Genomic DNA, 23,677 nt, shown 5'->3' on the forward strand with positions numbered 1-23,677 from the left:
TGTTCGTCTGCCTCGACGTAGTAACGGTGGCATCGAGCGCGTTGTTGAGACGATCGACGCGCTGGTTAGAGAAGCCGATGTCGCCGCGCAGATACCAGCCGCCGAAATCCTCGACCACCGGAGGTGCGTATGGAGGAGGCGCGATGGCCATGTCGGCAGCAAACGCGGCCTGCGACAATAAACTGGCCGCACCGGCGGCAATGAAAGACTTAACGCTACGCATGGGCTTCGTCCTTTGTCCGGTGAGGCTGACTGCAAAAGGCCCCACTTCAAAAACTCACGGACGGACGATGGCATTAAATGCTTAAGCGGCGCTTAACCCTAATTTTTAAGGTTGACAATCTCTCACCATTTTTCGCAGCGCGATTTGCGACGCGAGTCTTGATGCATTTGCAACGGGGGAAAAATGGCGGAGTTGCCCAACACCCTAACAATGTGTTGACGGAAATCCGCGCGCGGTCGCGGCGTTAAGCTTTTGTTGACGCGGGCGGTAGCGCCCTCGCCTGCGCGATACGCCCGCGAGCGCGTTTGGCATTCGCGCTCAGCACCCGCATTCAGCGGATCCGCTCAATGCATGTGCTTGGGCATCTTCGGCAGGAACACCGCGAGCAGTCCCAGCGCCGGCAGGAAGGCGCAGAGGTGATAGACGAAGGCGATGCCGGTGTGATCGGCAAGCTTGCCGAGCGCCGCCGCGCCTAGTCCGCCGATACCGAAGGCGACGCCGAAGAACACGCCGGAGATCATGCCGAAGCGGTGCGGCATCAGTTCCTGCGCGAACACGATGATCGACGCCGTCGCTGAGGAGAGGATCAGTCCGATGAAGATGGTGAGCACGCCGCTCGCATAAAGCCCGGCATAGGGCAGCGCCAGCGTGAACGGCAGCGCGCCAAGGATCGAGAACCAGATGACGTATTTGCGCCCGAAGCGATCGCCGAGCGGTCCGCCGAAGAACGCGCCCGCCGCGTTGGCAGCAAGAAACAGGAAGAGATAGAGCTGCGCTGCCTGCGTCGACACACCGAATTTGTCGATCAGATAGAAGATGTAATAGCTCGACAGGCTCGACACGTAGAGCTGCTTCGAGAACAGCAGCGCGACCAGCACTGCGAGCGCGATTCTGACGCGCCGGGAATCCGGATGGTCCGGATGACGTTCCACCGCGGCCGATTTCTTCGTCGCGATCTGCGGCTTGTACCAGGCGCCGATCCGCCACAGGATCACGATCGCCAGAAACGCGATCGACGAGAACCAGGCGATCGAGGGCTGGCCGAACGGCACCACGATCAGCGCCGCCAGCACCGGCCCCATCGAGGTGCCGAAACTGCCACCGAGCTGGAACACCGATTGCGCAAATCCGTACCGCCCTCCAGAAGCAAGCCGCGCGATCCGCGACGACTCCGGATGAAACACCGCAGATCCAAGCCCGACCAGCGCGGCCGCGATCAGGATAATCGGATAGAGATGCGCGACGCTGAGCAGCAGCAGTCCGAAGAAGGTAAAGCCCATGCCGATCGCAAGCGAGAACGGCTGCGCCTTCTTGTCGGTGAAATGCCCCACCAATGGCTGCAGCAGCGACGCGGTGAACTGGAACGCCAGCGTGATCATGCCTATCTGCGAATAGTCGAGCGCGTAGGCGTCCTTCAGGATCGGGTAAACCGAAGCAATCAACGACTGCATGGTGTCGTTGAGGAAATGCGAGAAGCTGATGCCGGCGAGCACGATATAGGCAGGCCCCGCCGCGGCCGCCTTCGCAGCTAAGCCAGGTGCCGCATCCGCCACGACGACCGGCGCGGTCGCGGTTTCCTCTGTGACGATGACGGGCTTGTTCAACGGCGCATTCCGAGGAAGGATTCGCGGGACGGCAATGCTTGTTCTTCTACGGCCGGAATGCCCTCGGGACCAGCAACAATAGCCGATGGCTGCGATGCGCTGCTGCGCACCGCCGATCACGCTTCACGTATACGCCGGATAAAACGCGCTTATGCCGCTGCGGCGTGGCCGAGCGCGTTGACGATCTGATCGACGACGTCCTCGACCAGATCGCGGTCGTCACCCTCGCCCATCACGCGGATCACGGGCTCGGTGCCGGACGAGCGGACCAGGAGCCGGCCGTGGCCGTTGAGACGGTTCTCGCCGTCGGTGATCGCCGATTTCACCTCGGCATTATCGAGCGGCTTGCCGGAGCGATAGCGCACGTTCTTCAAGATCTGCGGCAGCGGATCGAAGCGGTGGCAGACCTCCGACACAGGGCGGCGCAGCTTTTGCACCACGGCCAGCACCTGCAGCGCGGCGACGAAGCCGTCACCGGTGGTGGCATAGTCGGAGAGGATGATGTGGCCCGACGGCTCACCGCCGAGATTGTAGCCCTGGCTCAGCATCTGCTCGAGCACGTAGCGGTCGCCGACCGGCGTGCGTATCATGCCGAGGCCCTGCCCTTCGAGGAAACGCTCGAGCCCGAGATTGGACATCACGGTGGCGACGATGCCGGGCTTGGCGAGACGCCCGTCTTCCTTCCAGCTTTGCGCGATCACCGCGAGCAACTGGTCGCCGTCGACGACATGGCCGCGCTCGTCGACCAGAATGACGCGATCGGCGTCGCCATCGAGCGCAATGCCGATGTCGGCACGCATCTCGCGCACCTTCTTGGCCAGCGTCTCCGGCGAGGTCGAGCCGCATTCCTTGTTGATGTTGAAGCCGTCGGGCTCGACGCCGATCGCAATCACGTCTGCGCCCAATTCCCACAGCGCTTCCGGCACCACCTTGTAGGCGGCGCCGTGTGCGCAATCGATCACCACACGCAGGCCATCGAGCGAAAGCTCGCGCGGCAGCGTGCGCTTGGCGAATTCGATGTAGCGGTCATGCACGCCGTCGATGCGGCGGGCGCGCCCGAGGCTGGCGCTCTGCGCCAGGCGGCGGTCGATCGGCTCGTCGAGCAGCTGCTCGATCTGCTTCTCGACATCGTCGGAGAGTTTGAAGCCCTGCGGGCCGAACAGCTTGATGCCGTTGTCCTCGAACAGATTGTGCGAAGCCGAGATCATGACGCCGAGATCGGCGCGCATCGACTTGGTCAGCATCGCGACCGCCGGCGTCGGCATCGGGCCGAGCAGCAGCACATCCATGCCGACCGAGGTGAAGCCGGCCACCATGGCGTATTCGATCATGTAGCCGGAGAGCCGCGTGTCCTTGCCGATGACGACGCGGTGGCGATGCTCGCCGCGCTGAAACACCAGGCCGGCCGCCTGCCCCACCTTGAGCGCGAGCTCCGGCGTAATCAGACCATTGGCGCGGCCCCGAATTCCGTCGGTACCGAAATATTTGCGGCTCATATAACCCCCGGCCATTTCGGGACCTGGACCGTTAAGGCCTGCGAATCCCCGAACGCTCTCGATCGAAGCGTGTTCGAGTTATAATCCCTCAGCCGCTAAAATGGCTTCAAAAAATATGATGAATCATTACCACCGGAAGCGGCGGATTTCATGCGCATGGCATTGACATTACTATGTTTTTTGCAATCCGGCGGCGCCAGCCGGAGAGCCGCTACCGGCGCCGTTTGATGTGGCGATCGCCCTTCGAAGGCGGCGGCTGGGTGACATTGACGGGGTCTGAGGCCGGAAAGGTCTCCTGCAGCCCCTCCTCCAGGGCAGCGTCCAAGGCAGCTTTCGAGGCAGCATCGAGCCAGCGCTTTTCGTCGCGATTCGCCGGGCCGGTCTCGGGCGGGGTAGTGACGCGCGGTCCGGTCATGGGATGTCCTCCCGTTTGCGAAGTGGCGGGCGCGAGATGCGATTTGGCTCGCCATCCAACCATGCTAGATGACGACACGACTTAAGAACTTCAAGAAGGGCCGGGACACCCATGAAGCACATCACCTGCATTGAGGATCTGCGCCAGTTGCACAAGCGCCGGGTTCCCAAGGCGTTTTTCGACTATGCCGACCGCGGCTCCTACACCGAGAACACGCTGCGCGCCAATTCCGAGGATCTGCAGCAGATCAAATTCCGCCAGCGCATCCTGGTCGACGTTTCCAGGCGCGATCTCTCCACCACGATCCTCGGCGAGCCGGCCGCGATGCCGTTGATCCTTGCGCCGGTCGGCCTGCTCGGCATGCAGCATGGCGACGGCGAAATTCACGCCTGCCGCGCAGCGCAGGCCGCCGGCATTCCCTTCACCCAAAGCACGATGTCGATCTGCTCGATCGAGGATATCGCAGCTAGCGTCGACAAGCCGTTCTGGTTCCAGCTCTACGTGATGAAGGACCGCGGCTTCATCAAGTCGCTGATCGAGCGCGCCATTGCGGCGAAATGCTCGGCGCTGGTATTGACCGTCGATCTGCAGGTGATCGGCCAGCGCCACCAGGACATCAAGAACGGCATGACGGTGCCGCCGGAATGGTCACTGGCGAAGCTGATCGACTTTGCAAGCAAGCCTTCATGGGTCGCCGGCGTCCTGCGCGGCAAGCGCCGCAGCTTCGGCAACATTGTCGGTCACGTCAAAGGCACCGAGGATCTCACCAAACTGGCGGAGTGGACCGCGTCGCAGTTCGATACCTCGCTGAACTGGAAGGACCTCGACTGGATCCGCTCGATCTGGCCGGGCAAGCTGATCCTCAAGGGCATCCTCGACGTCGAGGACGCCGAACTCGCGGCGAAAACCGGCGCGCAGGCGATCGTCGTCTCCAACCATGGCGGCCGGCAACTCGACGGCGCGCCGTCCTCGATCGAGGTGTTGCCGGAGATCGTCGACACCGTCGGCTCGCAGATGGAGATCATGTTCGACGGCGGCATCCGCACCGGCATGGACGTGGTGCGCGCGCTCGCATTCGGCGCCAAATCCTGCATGATCGGCCGCGCCTATGCCTATGGCCTGGGGGCCGGCGGCGAAGCCGGCGTCGCCAAGGCGCTCGACATCCTGGCCAAGGAAATGCTGACGACGATGGGATTGTGCGGCGTCAACACGGTTGCCGAGATCGACGACAATTTGCTCGCGGTGTAGCGACGGATCAAACTCTATCGTCGTCCCGGCGAACGCCGGGACCGATACGCCGCGGCCCTTCGGTTAGACGCTGTGGGTAGACGCTTTCCATCCACAATGAATATTCGTGATTATGGGTCCCCGCCTTCGCGGGGACGACCCGCTGAGAGAGTTCGCTAATAGCCTTGAGCCACCGGCAGCCATCACATCGGCGGCGTGATCCCGTCGCGGCCGACATTTGATCTGCAGCTAGTTTGCAGACGGAAGATCAGCCAGACGCAACCGTCTCGGCGTCATTCCGGTCCATCGCTTGCAGGCATGGGTGAACGAGCTTATTTCCCGATAGCCGAGGAGCCACGCTATTTGGGAAATCGGCAGTTCCCTTTCCTGCAGGTAGCGTTTGGCAAGAATTTCCCGCAGCTGCTCCAGCACCTCCGAGAATGAAGTCCCCTCGCCCGAAAGCGCACGCGTCAGCGTTCGACGACTCATTCCAAGCTGCCGCGCGACTTCGAGGGCGTTGGCGCGCCCATGGGGCAACAACTTGATCAGCACGTCCTCCACCTTTGATCGAGTTCCGACGGCACTTGGCGCCGACCGGCGCGCAAGCACTTCGTTCGCATAACCAACGAGAAGGTTGTGCAGATGGGGATCGCCGCCGACGACAGGCAGAGAAAAAACAGCCCTCGAAAGAACGATTTCATCGGCATTGCCCCCGAAATTGACTTCACCTCCGAGGAACGCGTTGAATTCCGGCGGCGCACTTTTCCGCGAATGCCTGAGAGTGACGCGAAGCGGCGCCAACCGACAATCGGTTATTCTCCGGCAAATCCGGACCAGCGCCACCATCCAGAATTCGATCTGATGCCGATCGGAACTCCGATCAACATTGGCGTACTCAATTTCGATAATCGCGTCGCGATCCTGTCGAACTTTCAGGCGAACGCCTTCATTGGCAACTGCGCTGTAACGCTCGGCGTTGCGAAGAGCCTCCGCGAGAGATTCCGATGATGACATCACATAGTAGGGCAAGCCGATCTCACCCAGCTCAAAGTCGCGCGCCAGATGAAATCCAAGAAGATCGTCACCGATCGCCTCCGCCGCCAGCTCAAGCACCTTGATCTGAGCCTTCACCTCCAGCCGTCGGCCCGCATCATCTATGTCGGCGGTCGTAAGCCCCGCGGCCGCCAGCAGTGGAACCAAGGGCTTTTCCGCCTTGGACAGGACCGTACATGCCAGCCGCGCGATACCGCCAGTTGCGCTCGGTATCGAAGCAAGGCGATTTCGCTCAGCAGGACTCATCGGCCCTCGGCGTGTGTAGAACGCTCGTTGCGATAACGACGAAAGTTGGCCTCAACAGCCAAATCGTTGGCCAGCAATCACAAGACCTGCTGTTCGGCGTTCAATATAACCTGATGCTCGCGTCAACGACGTCCTTAGCCTAGCTGCGGTTCGCGACAAGTTCCAGTTGATTTGAATCAAAGCGGCTTTTTCGGATGCCTTCTCGCCCCAACAAAATAGCGCTCTTCATCGACGGCCCGAATCTGCACGCGACCGCAAGGACGCTCGGTTTTGATATCGACTATCGGCGCTTGCGGTATGAGTTCGAAGGCCGCGGCGAGCTTCTGCGCGCGTTTTATTACACTTACCTCATTGAGGGCCAGACGAACTATGTCGTCAAGCCGTTGATCGATTGGCTGGATTACAACGGATACACCGTCGTCACCAAGACAACGAAGGAGTTCTTCGATGGCAATGGCCGTCGCCACACCAAAGGCAAGATGGAAATTGAACTGACCGTCGACGCCATGGAAATGGCGGAGCAGATCGACGAGATGGTGCTATTCTCCGGCGACGGCGATTATCGGAGCCTGATTAAAGCGATCCAGCGCCGCGGTGTTCGGGTGACAGTCGTCTCGACGATATCGAGCCGGCCGTCGATGATAGCCGACGATCTGCGGCGGCAAGCCGATGTCTTCACCGATCTGCTGACACTAAAGCCTCATATCATTCGCACGTTGCCGAACTGAGGCGCGTTATCCCGGCCAAGCTTCCATTCTTCCTTCTCCGCTTGGGGAGAAGGAAGAATGGGAAGGGCATGGCCTCACATCGGCGGCGTGATCCCGTCGCGGCCGACATTGACGCGCGCGGCTTCCAGCGTGCCGTCGTCCTTCTTCACCGCACCGAAGATGATTATCTTCGCGCCCGGCTTCAGTTCGGACTTGTCGCCGGCAACGAAGGTGACAACAGGCGTATCCGGCGGCACCACGACTTTCTTTTCGCCGTCCTTGTATTTGACCAGGATGTTCTGGCCGTCGGTGCCCTTCACGGTCTGGGCGACGGTGGCGTTGGTCATCGTTGAATTCGGCCGCGCGTCCCAGGGCCGGAAGCCTTCGGCGGCGCCGCGCTGATTTTCGGGGAAGATATGCACCGCGACCGCCTTCTGGGTGCCGTCCGGCTCCGGCATGCCGGTGACGCCGATATAGGAGCCTTCCTTGATCTCGGACAGTTCGGTCTTGGCGACGCCGAACACGGCGACATTGTCGGTGACACGCACCTTCATGTCGGTGCCGTCGCGCGACTTGATCGACAGCATCGCTCCGTCGACCGCTTCGATGGTACCGCGAATGCGCACCGTCGGCGGCTGTTGCGTCCACGCCGCCGATCCGAGCAGGGTAAAAAAGGTCAGCGATGCCGCGAGCAGGCGCGGCCATGAAGAAGATTTCAGCATGGTATTTCCTCCCGAGATGTATTCGGCGCCCAACTGAACGCAAACCCCGCCCGAGAGCAGCTATTCCAGAGCACCGACGCTTCACTTCCCTTCTCCCCTTGTGGGAGAAGGTGGCGCGGACGAAGTCCGCGACGGATGAGGGGTACTATCCGCGAATACCAATGCGAGGGGTCACCCGCGGAAAGAACCCCTCACCCGTCTCGAATGAGCTCCGCTCATTCGATCCACCCTCTCCCACAAGGGGAGAGGGAAGAAAATCACATCGGCGGCGTGAGCCCGTCGCGGCCGACGCTGACGCGGCTGGTCTCGAGCGAGCCGTCGGGCAGCTTCTTCATGAAGGCGATCACCTTGGCGCCCGGCTTGAGGTCGGACTTGTCGGCAGGAACATAGGTCACGACAGGCGTCTCCGGCGACACCACGACTTTCTTCTCGCCGCCCCGGTACTTGATCGTCAGGGTGTGACCGTCATTGCCGACCACCGAATCCGCCACCGTGGCGTTGGTCATGGTGGAGTTGGGGCGCAGGTCATAGGGCCGCGAGCCCTCGCCGGTGCCGCGCATGTTTTCCGGAAACACATGCACCTCGACCGCGTTCTGGCTGCCGTCGGGCCCCGGCACCGTGGTGGTGCCGATGAAGGAGCCGACCTTGATGTCGGACAGCGCGATCTTGCTGATCCCGACGACGTTGAGGTCGCGGGTCATGTTCAGCCTGACATCCTCGCCGCCGCGCGACTTGACCGCCAGCACGTCACCATCGACGGCCTCGATGGTGCCGCGAACCCGCGTCGGCGTCGGCGGCTGCTGGGCGATCGCGTAAAGCGTGGAGCCCGCCACCATTGCGACAGCGACGAGCGGGCGAACGAATTTAAAGCGACGGGTGGGCATGCTGGAGTCTCCGGTGGCGGCACTGACGTAGCCATTGACCCCGGCACTTCAAAAAAATTCCGGCTCAATAGTTCGCGATCAGCCGATCATGTATTCGTGAGGTCGGCTTCGACCAGCGCCCGCAGCTCCGCCGTCACCTCGGGCCGTTGTCCGAACCACAATTCGAAGCCGCGCACCGCCTGGTGCAGCAGCATGCCGAGCCCATCGGCGGTCTTCAGCCCGCGCGCGCGGGCGGCCGCCAGCAATGGCGTGTCGAGCGGAACATAGACGAGATCGGCGACAACGGCATGCGGCGGCAACCGCCCGACATCGATGTCGAGCGGTGGCAGGCCCTTCATGCCGAGCGAGGTCGTATTCACCATAAGGCTGGCACGCGGCAGGATATCGCCGAGCGCATCCCACGCCACCGGCACGACGCTGGCGCCGAACTGGTCCGCCAGCGCGCCCGCGCGCGCCAGGGTGCGGTTGGCGAGATGAATGCGCTTGATGCCGCGTTCGCGCAAGCCGAACACCACCGCGCGCGACGCGCCGCCGGCACCGAGCACCAGCGCATCCTCAGCTATGTCCCAGCCGGGCGTGCTGGCGTCGAGATTGTTGATGAAACCTTCGACGTCGGTATTGGTCGAGCACAATTCGCCGTCGGCAAACCACAGCGTGTTGGCCGCGCCGACCGCGCGGGCGCGCGCATCGGGTTTCGAGAGCGCCAGCGCCTGCTCCTTGTGCGGAAGGGTGACGTTGGCGCCGACGAAGCCGCGCAGCGACAGGCGGAAGATGAAATCCTTGAACTCGTCGGGCGGCACCGCCTCGATGACATAGCCGCCCGCAATGCCGAGCGTGCGCAGCCAGTAATGATGGATCAAGGGCGAGCGCGAATGCGCGGCCGGCCATCCGATCAGGCAGGCGGCGGGGGGCTGGTTTCCATTTGTCATGGCAGTCAAATCGGGCAAGCCGGGCCCGGAGTCAATGCTGTAACGCGCCGGTTGCCGCCACGCCGCACCGTCAGACGGCGCTCCACTCATAGACCTCCTTCTCGTACACCTCCTGAAAGCCGGCGCGCTGCAGATTCCGCCAGGAGTGTTCGAGCATGTACAGGGTCTCGGAGACTTCGATCGCGCAGCCGAGCGCTTCGGCGCGTTCGATGCGCTTCGCGATCAACGCCTGCTGCGCCCCGCGCCTGCGATGGCTCTCGGCAGTTGCCGCCGCCGTCAGATATCCAATGTCTTCGAACATGCACAGCGTTGCAACCGCCACCGGGCGCTTCCCGTCGAACGCCATGTAGTGGAAGAAGCCTTCGCCACCGGCCGTCCGCACATAGTCCGGCCAGATGGTCTGATCCGGAGGCTCGTGCATCGCGGCGATCTCGTCCGCGCCGACTTCGCGGATCTCGAGGTCGGTGCTGAACGGAACGGGCGAACGGACACTGCGACACAGCGTCGGATAACCGGTCCATTGCACGCGCGTAAGTCCGTTTCCCCCGAGCCAGCCGCGCACAGCCTCCATCCCGGGGCCGGGACTGAGCCAGACGAAAAAGCGTTCGGTCCCCTCGGCGGCAAAGAGATCGATGATATGGCGGATGCTGTTCGAATCCATGCCGGGCTCGGCCCCGCACAAGTAAACACGATTCATGTTGCCCGATGCGAACCGTGCCTGCCGGTCGGGATCGATGGTGACGTAGCAGCTTCCGAACGGAGGACCGTCGAAGCGTTTTCGAATGAAGCGGTCAGGCGGGCGCTGGCTGTCCAGCCATTGCGCCAGCCGTTTCATTTTCAGGGACAGTTCGATGGTGTTCATAGACCGCTCGGGATCATGCCCCCAATTCGAGAGGCATGATCCCTATTGGCACATCTCACGCCGCGACGCGATGCGCGGCGATGATCTGGTCGGCGGCGCGGCCGGTGACCTCGGCCATGCGGTCGAACTGGCGGGTGAAGCCGCCGGCGCCGGCGGTGGCCGACCGCAGCTCCACGATCAGGTCGCCGATCTCCGCCTCCGGCATGGTGGCGCGGACGCAATCCCAGCCCGACCAGCCCTCGCGGGTGTCGAAACCGAGAATCTGGCCGCGCCGCGCCGACAGGATGGCGTTGATCTTCGCCGTCGCCTCCGTCGGGCAGACGATCTCCACCATGTGGATCGGCTCCAGCAGCACCGGCTGGCACTGCGGCAGCGCCTCGCTCATGCCGATCCGCGCCGCCGTGCGGAAGGCGAGGTCGGAGGAGTCGACACTATGGTAGGAACCGTCGGTCAGCGTCACATCGACGTCGATGACGGGGAAGCCGAGCGGACCCTTGGCCAGGCTGTCGACCACGCCCTCCTCCACCGCGCCGATATAGTTGCGGGGCACCGCGCCGCCGACGACCTTTTCGTGGAACTCGAAGCCGGTGCCGCGCGGCATCGGCTTGATTTCCAGCACCACGTCGCCGAACTGGCCGTGGCCGCCGGACTGCTTCTTGTGGCGGCCGCGCTGGGTGATCGATTTGCGGATGGTCTCCTGATAGCCGATCGCGGGTGCCTGCGATTTGACGTTGACGCCGAAGCGGTCCTTGAGCCGCTCGAGCGCGACGCGCAGATGCATCTCGCCCTGCCCCCACAGCACGATGTCATGGGTGCGCGGATTCTGGATCATCGTCAGCGACTGATCTTCCTCGTTCAGCCGCAGCAGCGCCTGCCCGAGCTTGACGTCGTCCTTGCGGTCGGTCGCCGCCAGCGACATCGCCAGCACCGCCGGCGTCGGCGCGATCTGCACCAGCGCGGTCGGCGCGGTCTTGCCGCCGGACAGCGTGTCGCCGGTCTTGACCGCGTCGAGCTTGCCGAGCGCAACCGTCTCTCCGGCTTCCGCCGCGGGGCGCTTGGTGTCGTGCGCGCCGTTGACGGCGAGGATGCCGGAAACCCGCCCGGCTTCGCCGGCGGAGGATTGCAGCGTCGCGCCATCCTCGAGGCGGCCGGCAAGCAGCCGCGTCAACGACAGCTTGCCGCCGTGCTGCAGATGCACCGTCTTGAACACGTAGCCCAGCGCCTCCTTTGGCGAGGAGGCACCGAGGCGTTTCGCCGTCTCGGCGACGCCGGGCGATTCATGACGCAGCGCTTTCATCAGCCGCAGCACGCCGTTTTCGCGCGCGGCGGCGCCGAGCAGCACCGGGCAGATCAGGCCTTCGCGCAATTCGCGGGCGAGATCGTCGAACACGGCGTCGCGCGGCGGCTGGATGTCCTCCAGCAACTGCTCCATCAGCGCGTCGTCATGGTCGGCCAGCTTCTCCAGCATCGAGAAGCGCGCTTCCTTCTCGCGGTCGAGATCGCCGCCTTCCAGCGCAATGACTTCGGAGGGCTTGTGCTCACGATAGACGAAGGCGCGCTCCAGCGCGAGATCGACGAACCCTTCGATCAGTTCACCCCTCCAGATCGGAATCTGCCGCAGCACCAGCGGCACGCGCGAGGCCGGCTGCAACGTCGCCAGCGTTTCGCGGATGCGCTTGTTGGCACGATCGATCTTGTTCAAAAACAGAAAACGCGGAATGCCAAGATCTTCCAGCTCGCGCAGGATGATCTGCAGCTGCGGCAGCTTCTTTTCGTCCGCCTCGCAGACCACGACCGCGGCATCGACCGCGGGCAACGCGGCGCGCATGTCTTGCGCGAACTCGATCGAGCCGGGACAATCGATAAAGGTGTAACTGTCGCCCATGAAGGTGGTGGTGGCGGCGGAGAGGCCCACGCCCATCTTGTGATGGCGCGCCTCCGGGCTGGCATCGCCGACGGAAGTTCCGGCATCGACGCTGCCGGCACTTTTAATGGCGCCCGTTCGCGCCAGTATCGCTTCAAGAAGTGTGGTTTTACCGCTCTGGAAAGGGCCCACCAGCGCAATGCACCGTGGACCTCGGGGACTTCTGACGTCTTGTCCCATTGCCGCCTCCTCATTTTGGAGCTCGGCCCGTGATTGGGTCGGCGACCTCCAATGCTCCGCCTGTCGCGACGATTTGGCAAGCGGGAAAAATTCGCTGCGGTGCGATGTGAAGGGACAGACGGCCACTGGCCGTCATTGCAAGTTTGGCGCGCGACCTTTCCGCCGTAGCCCTGGCGAAGGCGGAAGCAATCCATCTTCCTATCCGGGGAAAGAATGGGTGGTGACAGACGTGGGCCACGTTCCCGGCCCAGTTCCAGTAAGTTTCGCTTATCCGACCTACACTTGCTTATGCGCGACGCCGGAGCAACGATCGATGAACTCCGTCAGCAGGTCCGCGACCTCGGTTGGCCGTTCCAGGCTCGGCAGATGGGCGGTACCGGTCAAGACGTGGCCCGACGCGTTCGACATCGTCGTTGCGATGTGGCGGCTTCGTTCCTGAATATGCGGAAAATCAAAGTCTCCCCAGATCACGAGCGATGGTGCCGATATCTCGCCCAGACGATGGAAGGTGGGCATGACATCGATGTTCGTCCCCGTTGGCGGCGACCGGAGCGCAATGGCGTTCATGTCGAGGAACAGCCGGCGCGCCTCGCCCGTAACACGGCCCTCGGGCTGCAGAGGACCGTCCAGCCAATGATGAGCCTTGATTGCGTTCACTTGATCCAGATCGCCGGCTTCCTGCGCGTCCCTGAGCTTGGCCATCAGCCGCTCGATGCCGGGCGGATGGATCGGCTCCGGCGCGCCACTCACGCCGGGCGCAATGAGAACGAGGGCGCGGACATGGGATGGATGCAGAATAGCGGCGTCGAGCGCGACCCGTCCGCCTTGCGAACATCCAACAAGGATCGCCGGTGTGCCGTTCGCTGCGGCGTCAATCACCGCCAACAGATCCGCCACGGCAGAAAAGTCTTCCTTTTCCGCGCGGGTCTCGCCAAAGCCCCGCCGATCGTACGCGATCGCCTTATGGGTTGTGCCGACTGCATCCAGTTGCGCACGCCACATGCGACTGTCGCAGATCGCAGCGTGCAGAAAGACAACCGGATCGCCGTGACCGACGACGGTTGCAGCCAGCCGGGCCCGGCCGGATGCAATCTGAAGATTCGAGTTCATGATTCATGCTAGCCGGTGCTGGCAGAGACCGCCAGCAAGCAGCCCGCGTGAGTGCAGCCACCTGCGCGGAAAAGGACTATTCACGCTCAGCCGATCTTAGCGCCCGATCCGTCCGCGCTGGGATCGAGCATGATCCGTAGCGCGACGGCGAAGCGCTCGATATCGACGCGCTCGTCCCAGGCAAGCTGCAGCGAAATGCCCTGCAGGGTCGCGACCATGACGCGGGCGGCCGACGCCGGATCGAGATGTTTTGGCCAGCGCCCCTGTCGTTGCGCCTGCGCGACCATCGGCGACAGGACGTCCACGGCCTGTGAAACCCCCGCAAGCGCCTCGCGCTTCAATCGTGGATTGGAAAGGCTCTCCGCCCAAAGCTGCACGGCCAGATGGCGCCATCGCCTTTCCTTTGGGTTGCGCAATTCGAGCACGAAGCCTTCGACAAGCCGCCGCAGGCTGGTGTCGATGTCAGGCGCGGCCAGCGCGGATTCCATGCGCCGGCGTTCCATGGCGTGGCGTTCGGAAGCGATCGCCATCGCAATCTCAGTCTTGCCTTTGAAGTATCCATAGATCGCGCCGGGACTTAAGCCAGACTCCTCAACGATGTCCTGCACGGTCGCGGCATGAAAGCCTTCGCGCGCAAAGCACGTCAGCGCGGCATCGAGGATGCGTCCGCGCTGCTCGTTGGCGCGAGCCGCCGATATCCTAGGCATCGCCGACTTCCGCGAGCACCGTGTGATAGAAGCCGTAGCCGCGCATGTGGCGGCTGGCCTCGCCCATCACCCGCTCCCGGTATTGATCGGCGCCGAGATCGCTCACCAGTCTCAGCCCGCGCTCGCGCAGGAACTCCGGCAATTCGCCGGGCAGCAAGCCGAACCGCCACGGTTCGCCTGATACGTCGACCTTGGCGATGACCTTGTCTGCGCCGTCGAACGCAACGCTGCCGTCGATCGCCCCCTCATGCACATAGGTGAAGATGAACCGGCTGCCTGGCGTAAGCCGGCCCGCCCAGCGCATTACGCCGCAGACCGCCTCGCCGGTCAGATACTGGCTGACACCTTCCCACACGACGATCGTGCGCCTGGCCGGATCGAAGCCGGCATCGCGCAGGCGCTGTTCGAAATCATCGATCTCGAAATCGACGGCGACGAAAGTCACCCGGTTGAGATCGGCGCCGGCAACCTGCAATCGCTCCCGTTTCACCTTTGCGGTTGCGGGGTGATCCACTTCAAAAACCTTCACGGTGTCCAGCGCGGCAAGCCGCCAGGCCCGCGTGTCGAAGCCGGCACCGAGCAATACGACCTGCTCGGCCTGTCCGATCGATTGCTCAATCCAGTCGTCGATCAACCGCGTGCGGGCGATGCCGGAGGTTCGCGCGCCCGGCCACTGCCTGTCGATGTAGCGCGTCAGCATTTCGCCGACCGGACGGACCGCGAGCAGTTTGGCCGGCAGCCGCAAGCTTCCCGGCAGCAATGCGACGGCCAGCGGATCGTTAAACACGCGTCGTCCGGCACCCTTCGCATGTTCTGATGCCCGGAACATGGCCATGTATTCGGCGGTCCGGCTCGGCTGATGCTGCAGCATTTCGCGACCTCTTAAAAAGAACGATTATTCTTTTTAAGGCCAATCAGCATCGCAGGTCAAGATGCCCGTAGCGAAAATGAAGTGCGGTTAGTTCAGCGTCCCGGCCGCAATTCCAGGCTTTCCAGTCCGGCAGCAATGCTGACGCCGACCTGGCCCTGCACGCTCAGCGGTTGCAGCGCGATCGAATTGGCGGAGCCGCCGACCAGCACGTTGCCACCGACGCCGACGCCGAGCGTGGCGCTGCCCTGCGCGCCGACATAATCGCCGGACAGGCCGCCGGGGCCGAGTTGCGCTACGGGCGCGAACACGCCCCACGCCAGCGCCGATTCCTGGGTGATGCCGAGATCGAGCCCGACTTTACGGATGGTGGCGATGTAGCGGTCCTCCGGCATCCCTTCGGCCCGCAGCACGCAGCCGAGATTGGTGACGGAGCCGACGATGAACCCGACGCTGGCGCCGCCGCGGCACTCCAGCACGCCGACCTGCACGCGCTGCACCTGCTGCGCAGCCGCACCGCCGATCGAGGATGCCAGCGTGGCAAGCGTGACCGCGGCAAGGATGAGGGTACGACGCATGAAGTAATCTCCGGCTGAAAACTGTGATCTGAGCAGAGAATCAAGAACACGGCCGTGCCCGCGGCGCTTACTGTTCTATTCCACAATTCAATCAATCCAACAAAAAAGGCCCGCTTGCGCGGGCCTTTTCCTTAAGCGCGTATCCTCAGCCGCGGCGGTGATGCCGGCGGGCGTGCCGACGTGGGCCGTTGCCGTAGAACGGCTGCAGTTCGAGGCCGGCGATCCCGGCGGTGACATTGAGGCCGGTCTGTCCCTGCAGGCTGATCGGCTGCAGCGCGTAGGCGTTGGCGGGACCGCCCACCAGGAAGTTGCCGCCACCGCCGATGCCGATCGATGCATTGGCGCCGACGCCGCCGTAAGAGCCGGCGAGTTCGCCGCGGCCGAGCCGGCTGTTGGGCGCAGAGACGGCCCACTGCAACTGCGTCTGCGCGGTGACGCCGAGATCGAGACCAATGCGCTGCACCTTGGCGATATAGGGTTCAGGCCGGCGGCCTTCGCTGCGGAACACGCATTCGAGGCTGGTCACCGAGCCGACGACGAAGCCGACATTCTGGCCACCCTGGCATTGCAGGATACCGGCGCGAACCGGCGGCGCCGCGTTGGCGCTTGCGATCGGCGCGAGCAATCCCAGCGTGGCGATGGTTAGTGTCAGCAGTCGCATGTGTCCCAGTCTCCGCATGTTGATAAGCAAATTTAGCGGAGCGGACAGGATGGAAGCGCCGTGTCGAAAACATGGCGCTTCCTCGAAAAACATGACGCTTTGACAAGAAGCGATCAAAACAGCGCGAGGTTCATGCGCGATGTGATCTGACGCGTTTCTTTGATGCGTTTTCTTCACGCGAAACAAAAAAGCCGTCCCGCATTGAGTGCGGGACGGCTTGGGTTGCAAAATCGCTTGTTACCGCAAATTGCCGCAGAAGCGCTGGATGCGCTTGCAGGCGTCTTCGAGGTCGGAGGTTTTGGTCGCGTAGGAGATGCGGAACGCCGGGCCGAGGCCGAACGCGGACCCCTGCACGACGGCGACGCCTTCGCTCTCCAACAACTCCGTGACGAAGTCCTCGTCATTGGCGATCACCTTGCCGGACGGCGAGGTCTTGCCGATGGTGCCGGCGCAGGAAGGATAGACGTAGAACGCGCCTTCCGGTCGCGGGCATTCGATGCCCTTGGCCTGGTTGAGCATCGATACCACGAGATCGCGGCGCTCCTTGAACACCTTGTTGTGCACGGGGATGAAGTCCTGCGGACCGTTGAGGGCCTCCACCGACGCCCATTGTGCGATCGACGACGGGTTCGAGGTCGACTGCGACTGGATCGTCGCCATCGCCTTGATCAGATCGGCGGGTCCTCCGGCATAGCCGATGCGCCAGCCGGTCATGCAATAGGCCTTCGACACGCCGTTCACCGTCAGCGTGCGCTCATACAGTTTCGGCTCGACCTGCGCGGGCGTAGCGAACTGGAAGTCGTCATAGACCAGGTGCTCGTACATGTCGTCGGTCATTACCCAGACATGCGGATGCTTCACCAGCACGTCGGTGATCGCCTTCAACTCGGTGCGCGTATAGGCGGCGCCGGTCGGGTTCGACGGAGAACAGAGAATGATCCATTTGGTCTTCGGCGTGATCGCCTTTTCGAGATCGTCCGGCCGCAGCTTGAAGCCGCTGGAGGCCGGGCACACCACCGGCACCGACTCGCCGCCAGCCAACGCCACCATCTCGGGATAGCTGACCCAATACGGCGCAGGAATGATGACCTCGTCGCCGGGATTGAGGGTAGCCATCAGCGCGTTGTAGAGCACCTGCTTGCCGCCGGTTCCGACGATGATCTGGTTCGGCTTGTAGCTCAGGCCATTCTCGCGCTGGAACTTGGCGATGATGGCTTCCTTCAGTTCGGGAATGCCGCCGACGTCGGTATACTTGGTCTTGCCAGCCTCGATGGCGTGGATCGCCGCCAGCTTGATGTTGGCGGGCGTGTCGAAATCCGGCTCGCCGGCGCCAAGGCCGATGACGTTGCGGCCCGCCGCTTTCAGCGCGCGCGCTTTGTCCGTGACCGCGATCGTCGCGGACGGCTTCACACGGGCGAGCGAGGCGGACAGGAAGGGCATCATGATCTCCTGGCAAACGTCGTGAGCTCTGTAATTCACGACTCTTTTTGATGGGAACGGCGCACCCTACGGCGCTCGGCGCTGCATCGCAAGAAGCTTGGCCAGAAACGGCCAAACTTTAGGGAACGTTAAAGCGAGCTCGGTACGGTCGGAGCAATACGGCGCAATATTCGTAAAGTTCCGCGGTAAAATGGCTCATATCTGGCAAGCGCTGCGGTCCGGCGAATGGCTCACGGCTTCGCGCGTCCGCGCCTATTGCCTGATCCTGCTCGCCCTCGCCGGCCTGGCCATCGTCGGCTGGATCGCGCTGTCGCAGGACCTGGTCGACCGTAACGGCAAGCCGATCGGCACCGACTTCTCCAGCTTCTACACGGCCGGCGCGCTGGCGCTGGAGGGGCGAGCGGCGGACGTCTACAACATGGCCCTGCATCACGCCCGCGAGCGCCAATTGTTCGGGCCCGATACGCCGTTCTACGGCTGGCTCTACCCGCCAAGCTTTTTCCTCGTGGCCGCGCCGCTGGCGCTGTTGCCCTACGCGCTGGCGCTCGCCGCATGGCAGGGTCTTACGTTCGCGTTCTATCTCGTGGTGATCGGCACGATCCTGCGGCCGGCTCGGCAGCAGCACGGCGCGATCGGCCGACTGTGGCTGCTGGTGGCCATAGCCTTCCCCGCCGTCTTCATCAATCTCGGCCACGGGCAGAACGGCTTTCTAAGCGCCGCCTTGCTGGGTGCAGCGCTGGTCGCGCTACCGCGACTACCGCTTGTCGCAGGCGTCCTGTTTGGCCTTCTGTCCTACAAGCCGCAGTTCGCGCTCGTCATTCCCCTGGCGCTGCTGGCCGGCAGACAATGGCGTGCGTTTTTTTCCGCAGGGCTGAGCGTGATCGTTCTCGCCGGCGCATCCGCAGCCTTGTTCGGGATCGATGCCTGGACCGCGTTCCTCGCTTCCACCGAGGTCTCGCGCAAGATGCTGCTGGAAGAAGGCAATGTCGGCTTCGAGAAACTGCAGAGCACGTTTGCCGCGATCAGGATGTGGGGCGGCGGCGTGACGTCAGCCTACATGGCGCAAACAGCGGTGTCCGTGCTTACGGTCGCCGCCACCGCGTGGGTCTGGCATGCAGGCCGCGATCACGCCATCAAGGCGGCGCTTCTGATCGCCGCCACTGCGCTCGCCTCCCCGCACGTCCTCGACTACGACCTGATGCTGCTTGCGCCGGCGCTCGCATTCTTCGTCGCGGCGAGACCGGCTACGCGCTTCGGCGACTTTGAGATCAGCCTGCTCGCGTTTGTCTGGATCGCACCGCTGCTGTCGCGCAGCATCGCCGGCGTCAGCTACATACCCCTGGGACTGTTCGCGGAACTGGCCTTCCTTGCGCTTGTATTGCGGCGCGCGGTCCTCGATCGCGCCAGCCATGCGCTTGGCGCGCCCCGCGTCGCGCAAGCGTGATCTTTGTTGTTCCGCCGTGTTGATGAAAACATGCTGCGCGCGTGCAGTGCAGTAGAGGTTTTCGACTTTTTCCATTCCCCGGGACTTGCGACACAATGATATCGGCATCATTGTTTGGCCGCGTTGCGGTGCGAACCGCTGATGATGCGGACGCAACTGTTGCGTGCGTGCTTTCTCGGTCAGGGGTGAAAACCAGGACGATGTACAAGCTCTATTCGATGCAGCGCTCCGGCAACAGCTACAAGGTCCGCCTTGCGCTGGCGCTGCTCAACGCACCGTACGAAGCCATCGAAGTCGACATTCTCCGCGGCGAAAGCCGCACGCCGGATTTTCTGGAGAAGAACCCGAGCGGGCAGGTGCCGCTGCTGGAAGTCGCCGACGGCCGCTATCTCGCCGAGTCCAACGCCATCCTCTGGTATGTCTGCGGCGGCACCTCGCTGGCGCCGGAGTCGCGGGTCGAGCGCGCCGAAGCGCTGCAATGGATGTTCTTCGAGCAGCACGCGCTGGAGCCCAATATCGGCGCCGCCTATTTCTGGCTGTCGCTGGTCAAGGGCGGCCGCGACCTGCAGACGCATGCGCTGGAGGACTGGATGGAGCGCGGCTATGCCGCGCTGCAGGTGATGGAAAACCACCTCAAGACCCGCGCCTATTTCGCCGCGGGGCAGCTCACGGTCGCCGACATCGCGCTGTACGGCTACACCCATGTCGCTGACCGTTGCGACTACGACCTCGCCACCTTCCCCGCCATCCGCGCCTGGCTGCGGCGGGTCGAACAGACCCCAGGCTTCGTTACCATGGACTGGCGGCCGCTGACCGTGGTCGACGACCAGGCCGGCATCGTCGCCGGCGCCTGACCGCCAAGCCTTCTTACCCGCCAAGCCCCCTCACTTTCGCGCGAGCAGGCCGCCAAAAGTTAACAATAGCGGGTATAAGATTAACCTTTGCCGCTATTATGCCATTTTCAGCGGCGGATCCGCCGCATTGTTGCCGGTGATCGTTGCAAGGTTTTCCTGACATCGCGGGGTGATTCGCCCCGCACTGCGAGGATTTGGACCATGGTTCGGTCGCCTGGCACGGTCGGCTTCGAAAGCCGCCGTGCGCCCGTTGCTTCTTCCCGATTGCTTGGAGCGATCGCCACCTCGCTCGCGATCGGTACGCTATCGCTTTGCCTCATGGTCACGCTGACGGTGCTGTCGATCAAGGCCACCATCGCGATGCCCTTTCCTTAATGGTTTGCGGTTTTTTGTTTGCATCATTAGCGAACGCGCGATGACATTGGCGAACGCGCGATGATCGGCATCGCGATTGGACTCGCATGAAGACACCTGTCGGCCTTGTCACCGTCGCGCTGGCGGTAGCGATCCTGCTGGCGGTCTCGTTTTTGATCGCCACCGGCACGCGCGGCCAGGAGCAGGCTTTCGGTTCCTCGGCCGGTGAGCTCGAGGTGCGGACCGTCGCACGGGGCCTCGTGAATCCTTGGGCGCTGGCGTTCCTGCCGGATGGAAAGATGCTGGTTACCGAGCGGCCCGGCCGCATGCGCCTCGTCACCGCCGAAGGGCAAATCTCGCCGCCGCTCAAGGGCGTGCCCGAGGCGTGGGCCTCCGGCCAGGGCGGCCTGCTCGATGTCGTCACCGACAAATCCTTTGCGCAGAACAAGACCATCTATTTCTGTTACGCCGAACGGACCGAGGGCGGCGGACGCACCACGGCCGCCCGCGCGAAACTGAACGACGACAACGGCCGCCTCGACGAGGTCAAGATCATCTTCCGCCAGCAGGGGCCGCTGTCGTCAGGCAATCACTATGGTTGCCGCATCGCGCAGGCCGATGACGGCAATCTGTTCGTGGCGCTTGGCGATCACTTCACCTACCGCGACCAGGCGCAAAACCTCGGCAATCACCTCGGCAAGATCGTCCGGATCGCGTCGGATGGTTCGGTGCCGGCGGGCAATCCGTTTGCCGGCCGCGCCGGCGCCAAACCGGAAATCTGGAGTTACGGGCACCGCAACGTGCAGGCGCTTGCGATCAATCCGGCCACCGGCGAGCCCTGGGAAATCGAGCACGGCCCGCGCGGCGGCGACGAGGTCAATGTCGCCGGCAAGGGCAAGAACTACGGCTGGCCGGTGATCGGCTACGGCATCGATTATTCCGGCGCGAAGATTCACGACGCGACAGCCAAGGACGGCATGGAGCAACCGCTGAAATACTGGGTGCCGTCGATCGCGCCGTCAGGCATGGCCTTCTACACCGGAAAACTGTTTCCGAAATGGAACGGCAGCCTGTTCCTGGGCGCGCTGCGCGGCGCGATGCTGGTGCGGCTGACGCTGAACGGCAACACGGTGACGTCGGAAGAGCGCCTTTTGCAAAATCTGCACGAGCGCATCCGCGACGTCCGCCAAGGGCCGGACGACGCGCTGTGGCTGCTCACAGACAGTTCGAACGGACGGGTATTGCGGGTCGCGCCGGCCGCGAAGTGATTTTGCTCTCTCCACGTCATTGCGAGCGCAGCGAAGCAATCCACGTCTCAGCACGGGGATAGATGGATTGCTTCGCTTCGCTCGCAATGACGGCGATAAAATGTCCCGGCGCACGATCCAGCTTACTTCAGCTTGCCGCTCGACAGATCCATGATCATTCGCGTGGCGAGATAGAGGCGCGGCACGATGGTGTCGACCTTCACATACTCGGCGTCGTTGGAGTGCGCGCCGAAGCTCGACAGGCCCATGCCTTCCAGTACCGCCCCCTTGGCCTTGAGGCCGGCGAACGCCGCGTCGGTGCCGCCGCCGGTGGCTTGCTCGGCCACGTTGAGCGACATGCCGAGCTCCCGATAGATCGTCTTGCCGTAGTCAGCCACGCGACGCGAGACGTCGCTGGCTTCGAGCGGCGGCCGGCGCACCTCGAATTTCAGCTCCACCCTGGAATCGGGCAGCAGCTTCGTCTTGATCTTGTCCCGCAGCGCCTTCTCGAGCCCGTCGAAATCCGCCACCTTGAGCGCGCGCGCATCGGCCTGCGCCGTGGCTTCGGCGGGGATCACGTTGCGGTTGGTGCCGGCCTTGGCAACCGTCCAGTTCAGCTTCAGGCCCTGTTCCGGCCTGGACAAATCCTTCATCTGCAAGAGCTGATGCGACAGCTCGTACAGCGCATTGACGCCGCCTTCGGGCCGGGCGCCCGCATGCGAGGCCTTGCCATGCACCGTGAGATAGGCCGAGCCGATGCCGCTGGTGGCAAGCCGCAGCGCGCCGTCGGTGCCCCCACCCTCGAACGAGAACACGGCATCCTGCTCGGCCGCAAGGCGGGTGATGGTGCTACGCCACCCGGGCGAAGAGATCTCTTCGTCGCCATTGATCAGCACCGTGAGCTCGCCATACTCCTTGAAGTTCAGCTTCTGCAGCATGGCCACGGCGTGGATGATGAGGGCGATGCCCTGCTTGTCGTCGGCAATGCCGAGGCCATAGGCCTTGTCGCCATCGATGCGGAACGGCTGATCCTTCAGCATCCCCTTGAGGTATACCGTATCCATGTGCGCGATCAGCATGAGCTTCTTAGCTCCCGTGCCCTTGAACACGGCGTGCACGGCCGGGCCCACTTTCTCGGGCGTATCGTCGAGGCGGTAGATGTCGCTGGGCTGCAGGACTTCCACGGTTCCGCCGAGTTGCTTGAGCTGGCCGGCAATGCGCTCGGCGAGCCGGTTCAGTCCTTCGATGTCGCCGCTGCCGGATTCGATCTGCACGAGATCACGCAGCGTATCGAGCAGCGGCTGCTGCTCCTTCTGCGCCAGCGCATGGACATCGGCCACCGGCGCGGCGTGCGCCACGGCAGCAAATGCCAGCGCGAGCGATGCGATCAACGGACGAACAAAGGACAAGGCAGCGTGCGGTCGGGGCATGGCGCGGCGGTCCGAGGTTGGAAGAGGGAAGTTGATAATTCAGCACTGAAGCATCGTGCCGGGCAGGCTACAACCCCTGTTCAACAGCCTTGTTCCGTATACTCCATACAAGAGCGCTCACGCCCATTTGTGAAAGATCAGAAACGCACCGATGGCGATGAAGAGAAAGCCGAGCGCGTGATTCCACCCCAGCGGCTCTTTCAAATAGAGCACCGAGAAGGCGGCGAACACCACCAGCGTGATCACCTCCTGGATGGTCTTGAGCTGAGCTGCCGAATACACCGCACTGCCCCAGCGATTGGCCGGCACCGCCAGCCAATATTCGACGAAGGCGATCCCCCAGCTCACCAGCACCACCGTCGGCAGCGCACTTTCCTTGAATTTCAGATGGCCGTACCAGGCGAAAGTCATGAAGACGTTGGAAGCAAACAGCATCAGGATCGGCAGCAGCGTCGGCGAAACAGTCGGCATCGATTTCCCTCTTGAAAAATGTCGTGCGCTAATCGTGGGGT

Annotated in this window: 22 protein-coding genes and 2 pseudogenes; 6 read left to right on the forward strand and 18 right to left on the reverse strand. The window is 63.2% G+C overall.

The window, feature by feature from the left end; all coding sequences use genetic code 11:
- The 4 genes and pseudogenes from CQ12_RS46990 to CQ12_RS34920 all read right to left on the reverse strand — a co-directional run.
- Window positions 1-223: pseudogene (locus tag CQ12_RS46990) on the reverse strand (porin family protein); the annotation flags it as partial.
- 344 nt (window positions 224-567) lie between these two features.
- Window positions 568-1,827: an MFS transporter gene (locus tag CQ12_RS34910; RefSeq protein WP_057839810.1), complete on the reverse strand. Its 1,260-nt coding sequence runs from the start codon at window positions 1,825-1,827 to the stop codon at window positions 568-570.
- Between the two features lie 149 nt (window positions 1,828-1,976).
- On the reverse strand, window positions 1,977-3,323 hold the full coding sequence (gene glmM, locus CQ12_RS34915) for a phosphoglucosamine mutase (protein ID WP_057839811.1): 1,347 nt from the start codon (window positions 3,321-3,323) through the stop codon (window positions 1,977-1,979).
- A gap of 211 nt (window positions 3,324-3,534) precedes the next feature.
- Window positions 3,535-3,738 carry a hypothetical protein gene (locus CQ12_RS34920; RefSeq protein WP_057839812.1) on the reverse strand — a complete coding sequence of 68 codons (204 nt, stop codon included), beginning with the start codon at window positions 3,736-3,738 and terminating at the stop codon, window positions 3,535-3,537.
- A gap of 111 nt (window positions 3,739-3,849) precedes the next feature.
- Between CQ12_RS34920 and CQ12_RS34925 the strand changes: the two genes are divergently transcribed.
- Window positions 3,850-4,986 (forward strand): alpha-hydroxy acid oxidase, encoded by a 1,137-nt coding sequence (locus tag CQ12_RS34925; RefSeq protein WP_057839813.1) that lies wholly within the window; start codon window positions 3,850-3,852, stop codon window positions 4,984-4,986.
- A 228-nt stretch (window positions 4,987-5,214) separates the two neighbouring features.
- On the opposite strand, the gene CQ12_RS34930 is transcribed toward CQ12_RS34925, so the two are convergent.
- Window positions 5,215-6,264, reverse strand: coding sequence for an AraC family transcriptional regulator (locus CQ12_RS34930; protein WP_245310294.1), 1,050 nt, complete (start codon window positions 6,262-6,264; stop codon window positions 5,215-5,217).
- Between the two features lie 194 nt (window positions 6,265-6,458).
- On the opposite strand from CQ12_RS34930, the pseudogene CQ12_RS34940 reads away from it, so the two are divergent.
- Window positions 6,459-6,977, forward strand: a pseudogene (locus tag CQ12_RS34940) (LabA-like NYN domain-containing protein); the annotation flags it as partial.
- Window positions 6,978-7,066: 89 nt separating this feature from the next.
- Here CQ12_RS34940 and CQ12_RS34945 read toward each other — a convergent pair.
- The 11 genes from CQ12_RS34945 to CQ12_RS34995 form a co-directional block, all read right to left on the reverse strand.
- The gene (locus CQ12_RS34945; protein WP_057839815.1) at window positions 7,067-7,693 is read right to left on the reverse strand and encodes a single stranded DNA-binding domain-containing protein; all 627 of its coding nucleotides are present in this window, start codon (window positions 7,691-7,693) and stop codon (window positions 7,067-7,069) included.
- Between the two features lie 257 nt (window positions 7,694-7,950).
- Window positions 7,951-8,529: a hypothetical protein gene (locus CQ12_RS34950; protein ID WP_430642296.1), complete on the reverse strand. Its 579-nt coding sequence runs from the start codon at window positions 8,527-8,529 to the stop codon at window positions 7,951-7,953.
- A 134-nt stretch (window positions 8,530-8,663) separates the two neighbouring features.
- Window positions 8,664-9,506, reverse strand: a complete 843-nt coding sequence (locus tag CQ12_RS34955) for a shikimate dehydrogenase (RefSeq protein WP_057839817.1) — start codon at window positions 9,504-9,506, stop codon at window positions 8,664-8,666.
- Window positions 9,507-9,576: 70 nt separating this feature from the next.
- Window positions 9,577-10,368, reverse strand: a complete 792-nt coding sequence (locus CQ12_RS34960) for a GNAT family N-acetyltransferase (RefSeq protein WP_057839818.1) — start codon at window positions 10,366-10,368, stop codon at window positions 9,577-9,579.
- A 55-nt stretch (window positions 10,369-10,423) separates the two neighbouring features.
- Complete coding sequence (locus tag CQ12_RS34965) at window positions 10,424-12,472, reverse strand: elongation factor G (RefSeq protein WP_057839819.1); 2,049 nt, start codon at window positions 12,470-12,472, stop codon at window positions 10,424-10,426.
- A 276-nt stretch (window positions 12,473-12,748) separates the two neighbouring features.
- Complete coding sequence (locus tag CQ12_RS34970; protein ID WP_057839820.1) at window positions 12,749-13,582, reverse strand: alpha/beta fold hydrolase; 834 nt, start codon at window positions 13,580-13,582, stop codon at window positions 12,749-12,751.
- Window positions 13,583-13,668: 86 nt separating this feature from the next.
- Window positions 13,669-14,289: a TetR/AcrR family transcriptional regulator gene (locus CQ12_RS34975; protein ID WP_057839821.1), complete on the reverse strand. Its 621-nt coding sequence runs from the start codon at window positions 14,287-14,289 to the stop codon at window positions 13,669-13,671.
- Entirely contained in the window at window positions 14,282-15,160 is an 879-nt protein-coding gene (locus CQ12_RS34980; protein WP_057839822.1) for a class I SAM-dependent methyltransferase, read from the reverse strand. Before CQ12_RS34980 ends, CQ12_RS34975 begins: the two co-directional genes overlap by 8 nt.
- 92 nt (window positions 15,161-15,252) lie before the next feature.
- Entirely contained in the window at window positions 15,253-15,735 is a 483-nt protein-coding gene (locus CQ12_RS34985; RefSeq protein WP_057839823.1) for a DUF992 domain-containing protein, read from the reverse strand.
- Window positions 15,736-15,880: 145 nt separating this feature from the next.
- Complete coding sequence (locus CQ12_RS34990; RefSeq protein ID WP_057839824.1) at window positions 15,881-16,396, reverse strand: DUF992 domain-containing protein; 516 nt, start codon at window positions 16,394-16,396, stop codon at window positions 15,881-15,883.
- Between the two features lie 237 nt (window positions 16,397-16,633).
- A complete protein-coding gene (locus CQ12_RS34995) occupies window positions 16,634-17,836 on the reverse strand; it encodes a pyridoxal phosphate-dependent aminotransferase (RefSeq protein WP_057839840.1) in 1,203 nt (400 codons plus the stop codon).
- A 190-nt stretch (window positions 17,837-18,026) separates the two neighbouring features.
- Here CQ12_RS34995 and CQ12_RS35000 point away from each other — a divergent pair, with 190 nt between their 5' ends.
- The 4 genes from CQ12_RS35000 (at window position 18,027) to CQ12_RS35010 (ending at window position 21,756) form a co-directional block, all read left to right on the forward strand.
- Window positions 18,027-19,280, forward strand: a complete 1,254-nt coding sequence (locus tag CQ12_RS35000; protein ID WP_057839825.1) for a glycosyltransferase family 87 protein — start codon at window positions 18,027-18,029, stop codon at window positions 19,278-19,280.
- Window positions 19,281-19,480: 200 nt separating this feature from the next.
- A complete protein-coding gene (locus CQ12_RS35005) occupies window positions 19,481-20,134 on the forward strand; it encodes a glutathione S-transferase family protein (protein ID WP_057839826.1) in 654 nt (217 codons plus the stop codon).
- 201 nt (window positions 20,135-20,335) lie between these two features.
- Window positions 20,336-20,509 (forward strand): hypothetical protein, encoded by a 174-nt coding sequence (locus CQ12_RS45370; protein WP_198164334.1) that lies wholly within the window; start codon window positions 20,336-20,338, stop codon window positions 20,507-20,509.
- Window positions 20,510-20,595: 86 nt separating this feature from the next.
- Complete coding sequence (locus tag CQ12_RS35010; protein WP_057839827.1) at window positions 20,596-21,756, forward strand: PQQ-dependent sugar dehydrogenase; 1,161 nt, start codon at window positions 20,596-20,598, stop codon at window positions 21,754-21,756.
- A gap of 122 nt (window positions 21,757-21,878) precedes the next feature.
- Here CQ12_RS35010 and CQ12_RS35015 read toward each other — a convergent pair whose 3' ends face one another.
- Both CQ12_RS35015 and CQ12_RS35020 read right to left on the reverse strand, forming a co-directional pair.
- Window positions 21,879-23,165: a M20/M25/M40 family metallo-hydrolase gene (locus tag CQ12_RS35015; protein ID WP_057839828.1), complete on the reverse strand. Its 1,287-nt coding sequence runs from the start codon at window positions 23,163-23,165 to the stop codon at window positions 21,879-21,881.
- A gap of 117 nt (window positions 23,166-23,282) precedes the next feature.
- Window positions 23,283-23,636 carry a DMT family protein gene (locus tag CQ12_RS35020; protein WP_057839829.1) on the reverse strand — a complete coding sequence of 118 codons (354 nt, stop codon included), beginning with the start codon at window positions 23,634-23,636 and terminating at the stop codon, window positions 23,283-23,285.
- Window positions 23,637-23,677: the final 41 nt, after the last annotated feature.

It is taken from the genome of Bradyrhizobium jicamae (genome assembly GCF_001440395.1).
Classification (GTDB): domain Bacteria; phylum Pseudomonadota; class Alphaproteobacteria; order Rhizobiales; family Xanthobacteraceae; genus Bradyrhizobium; species Bradyrhizobium jicamae.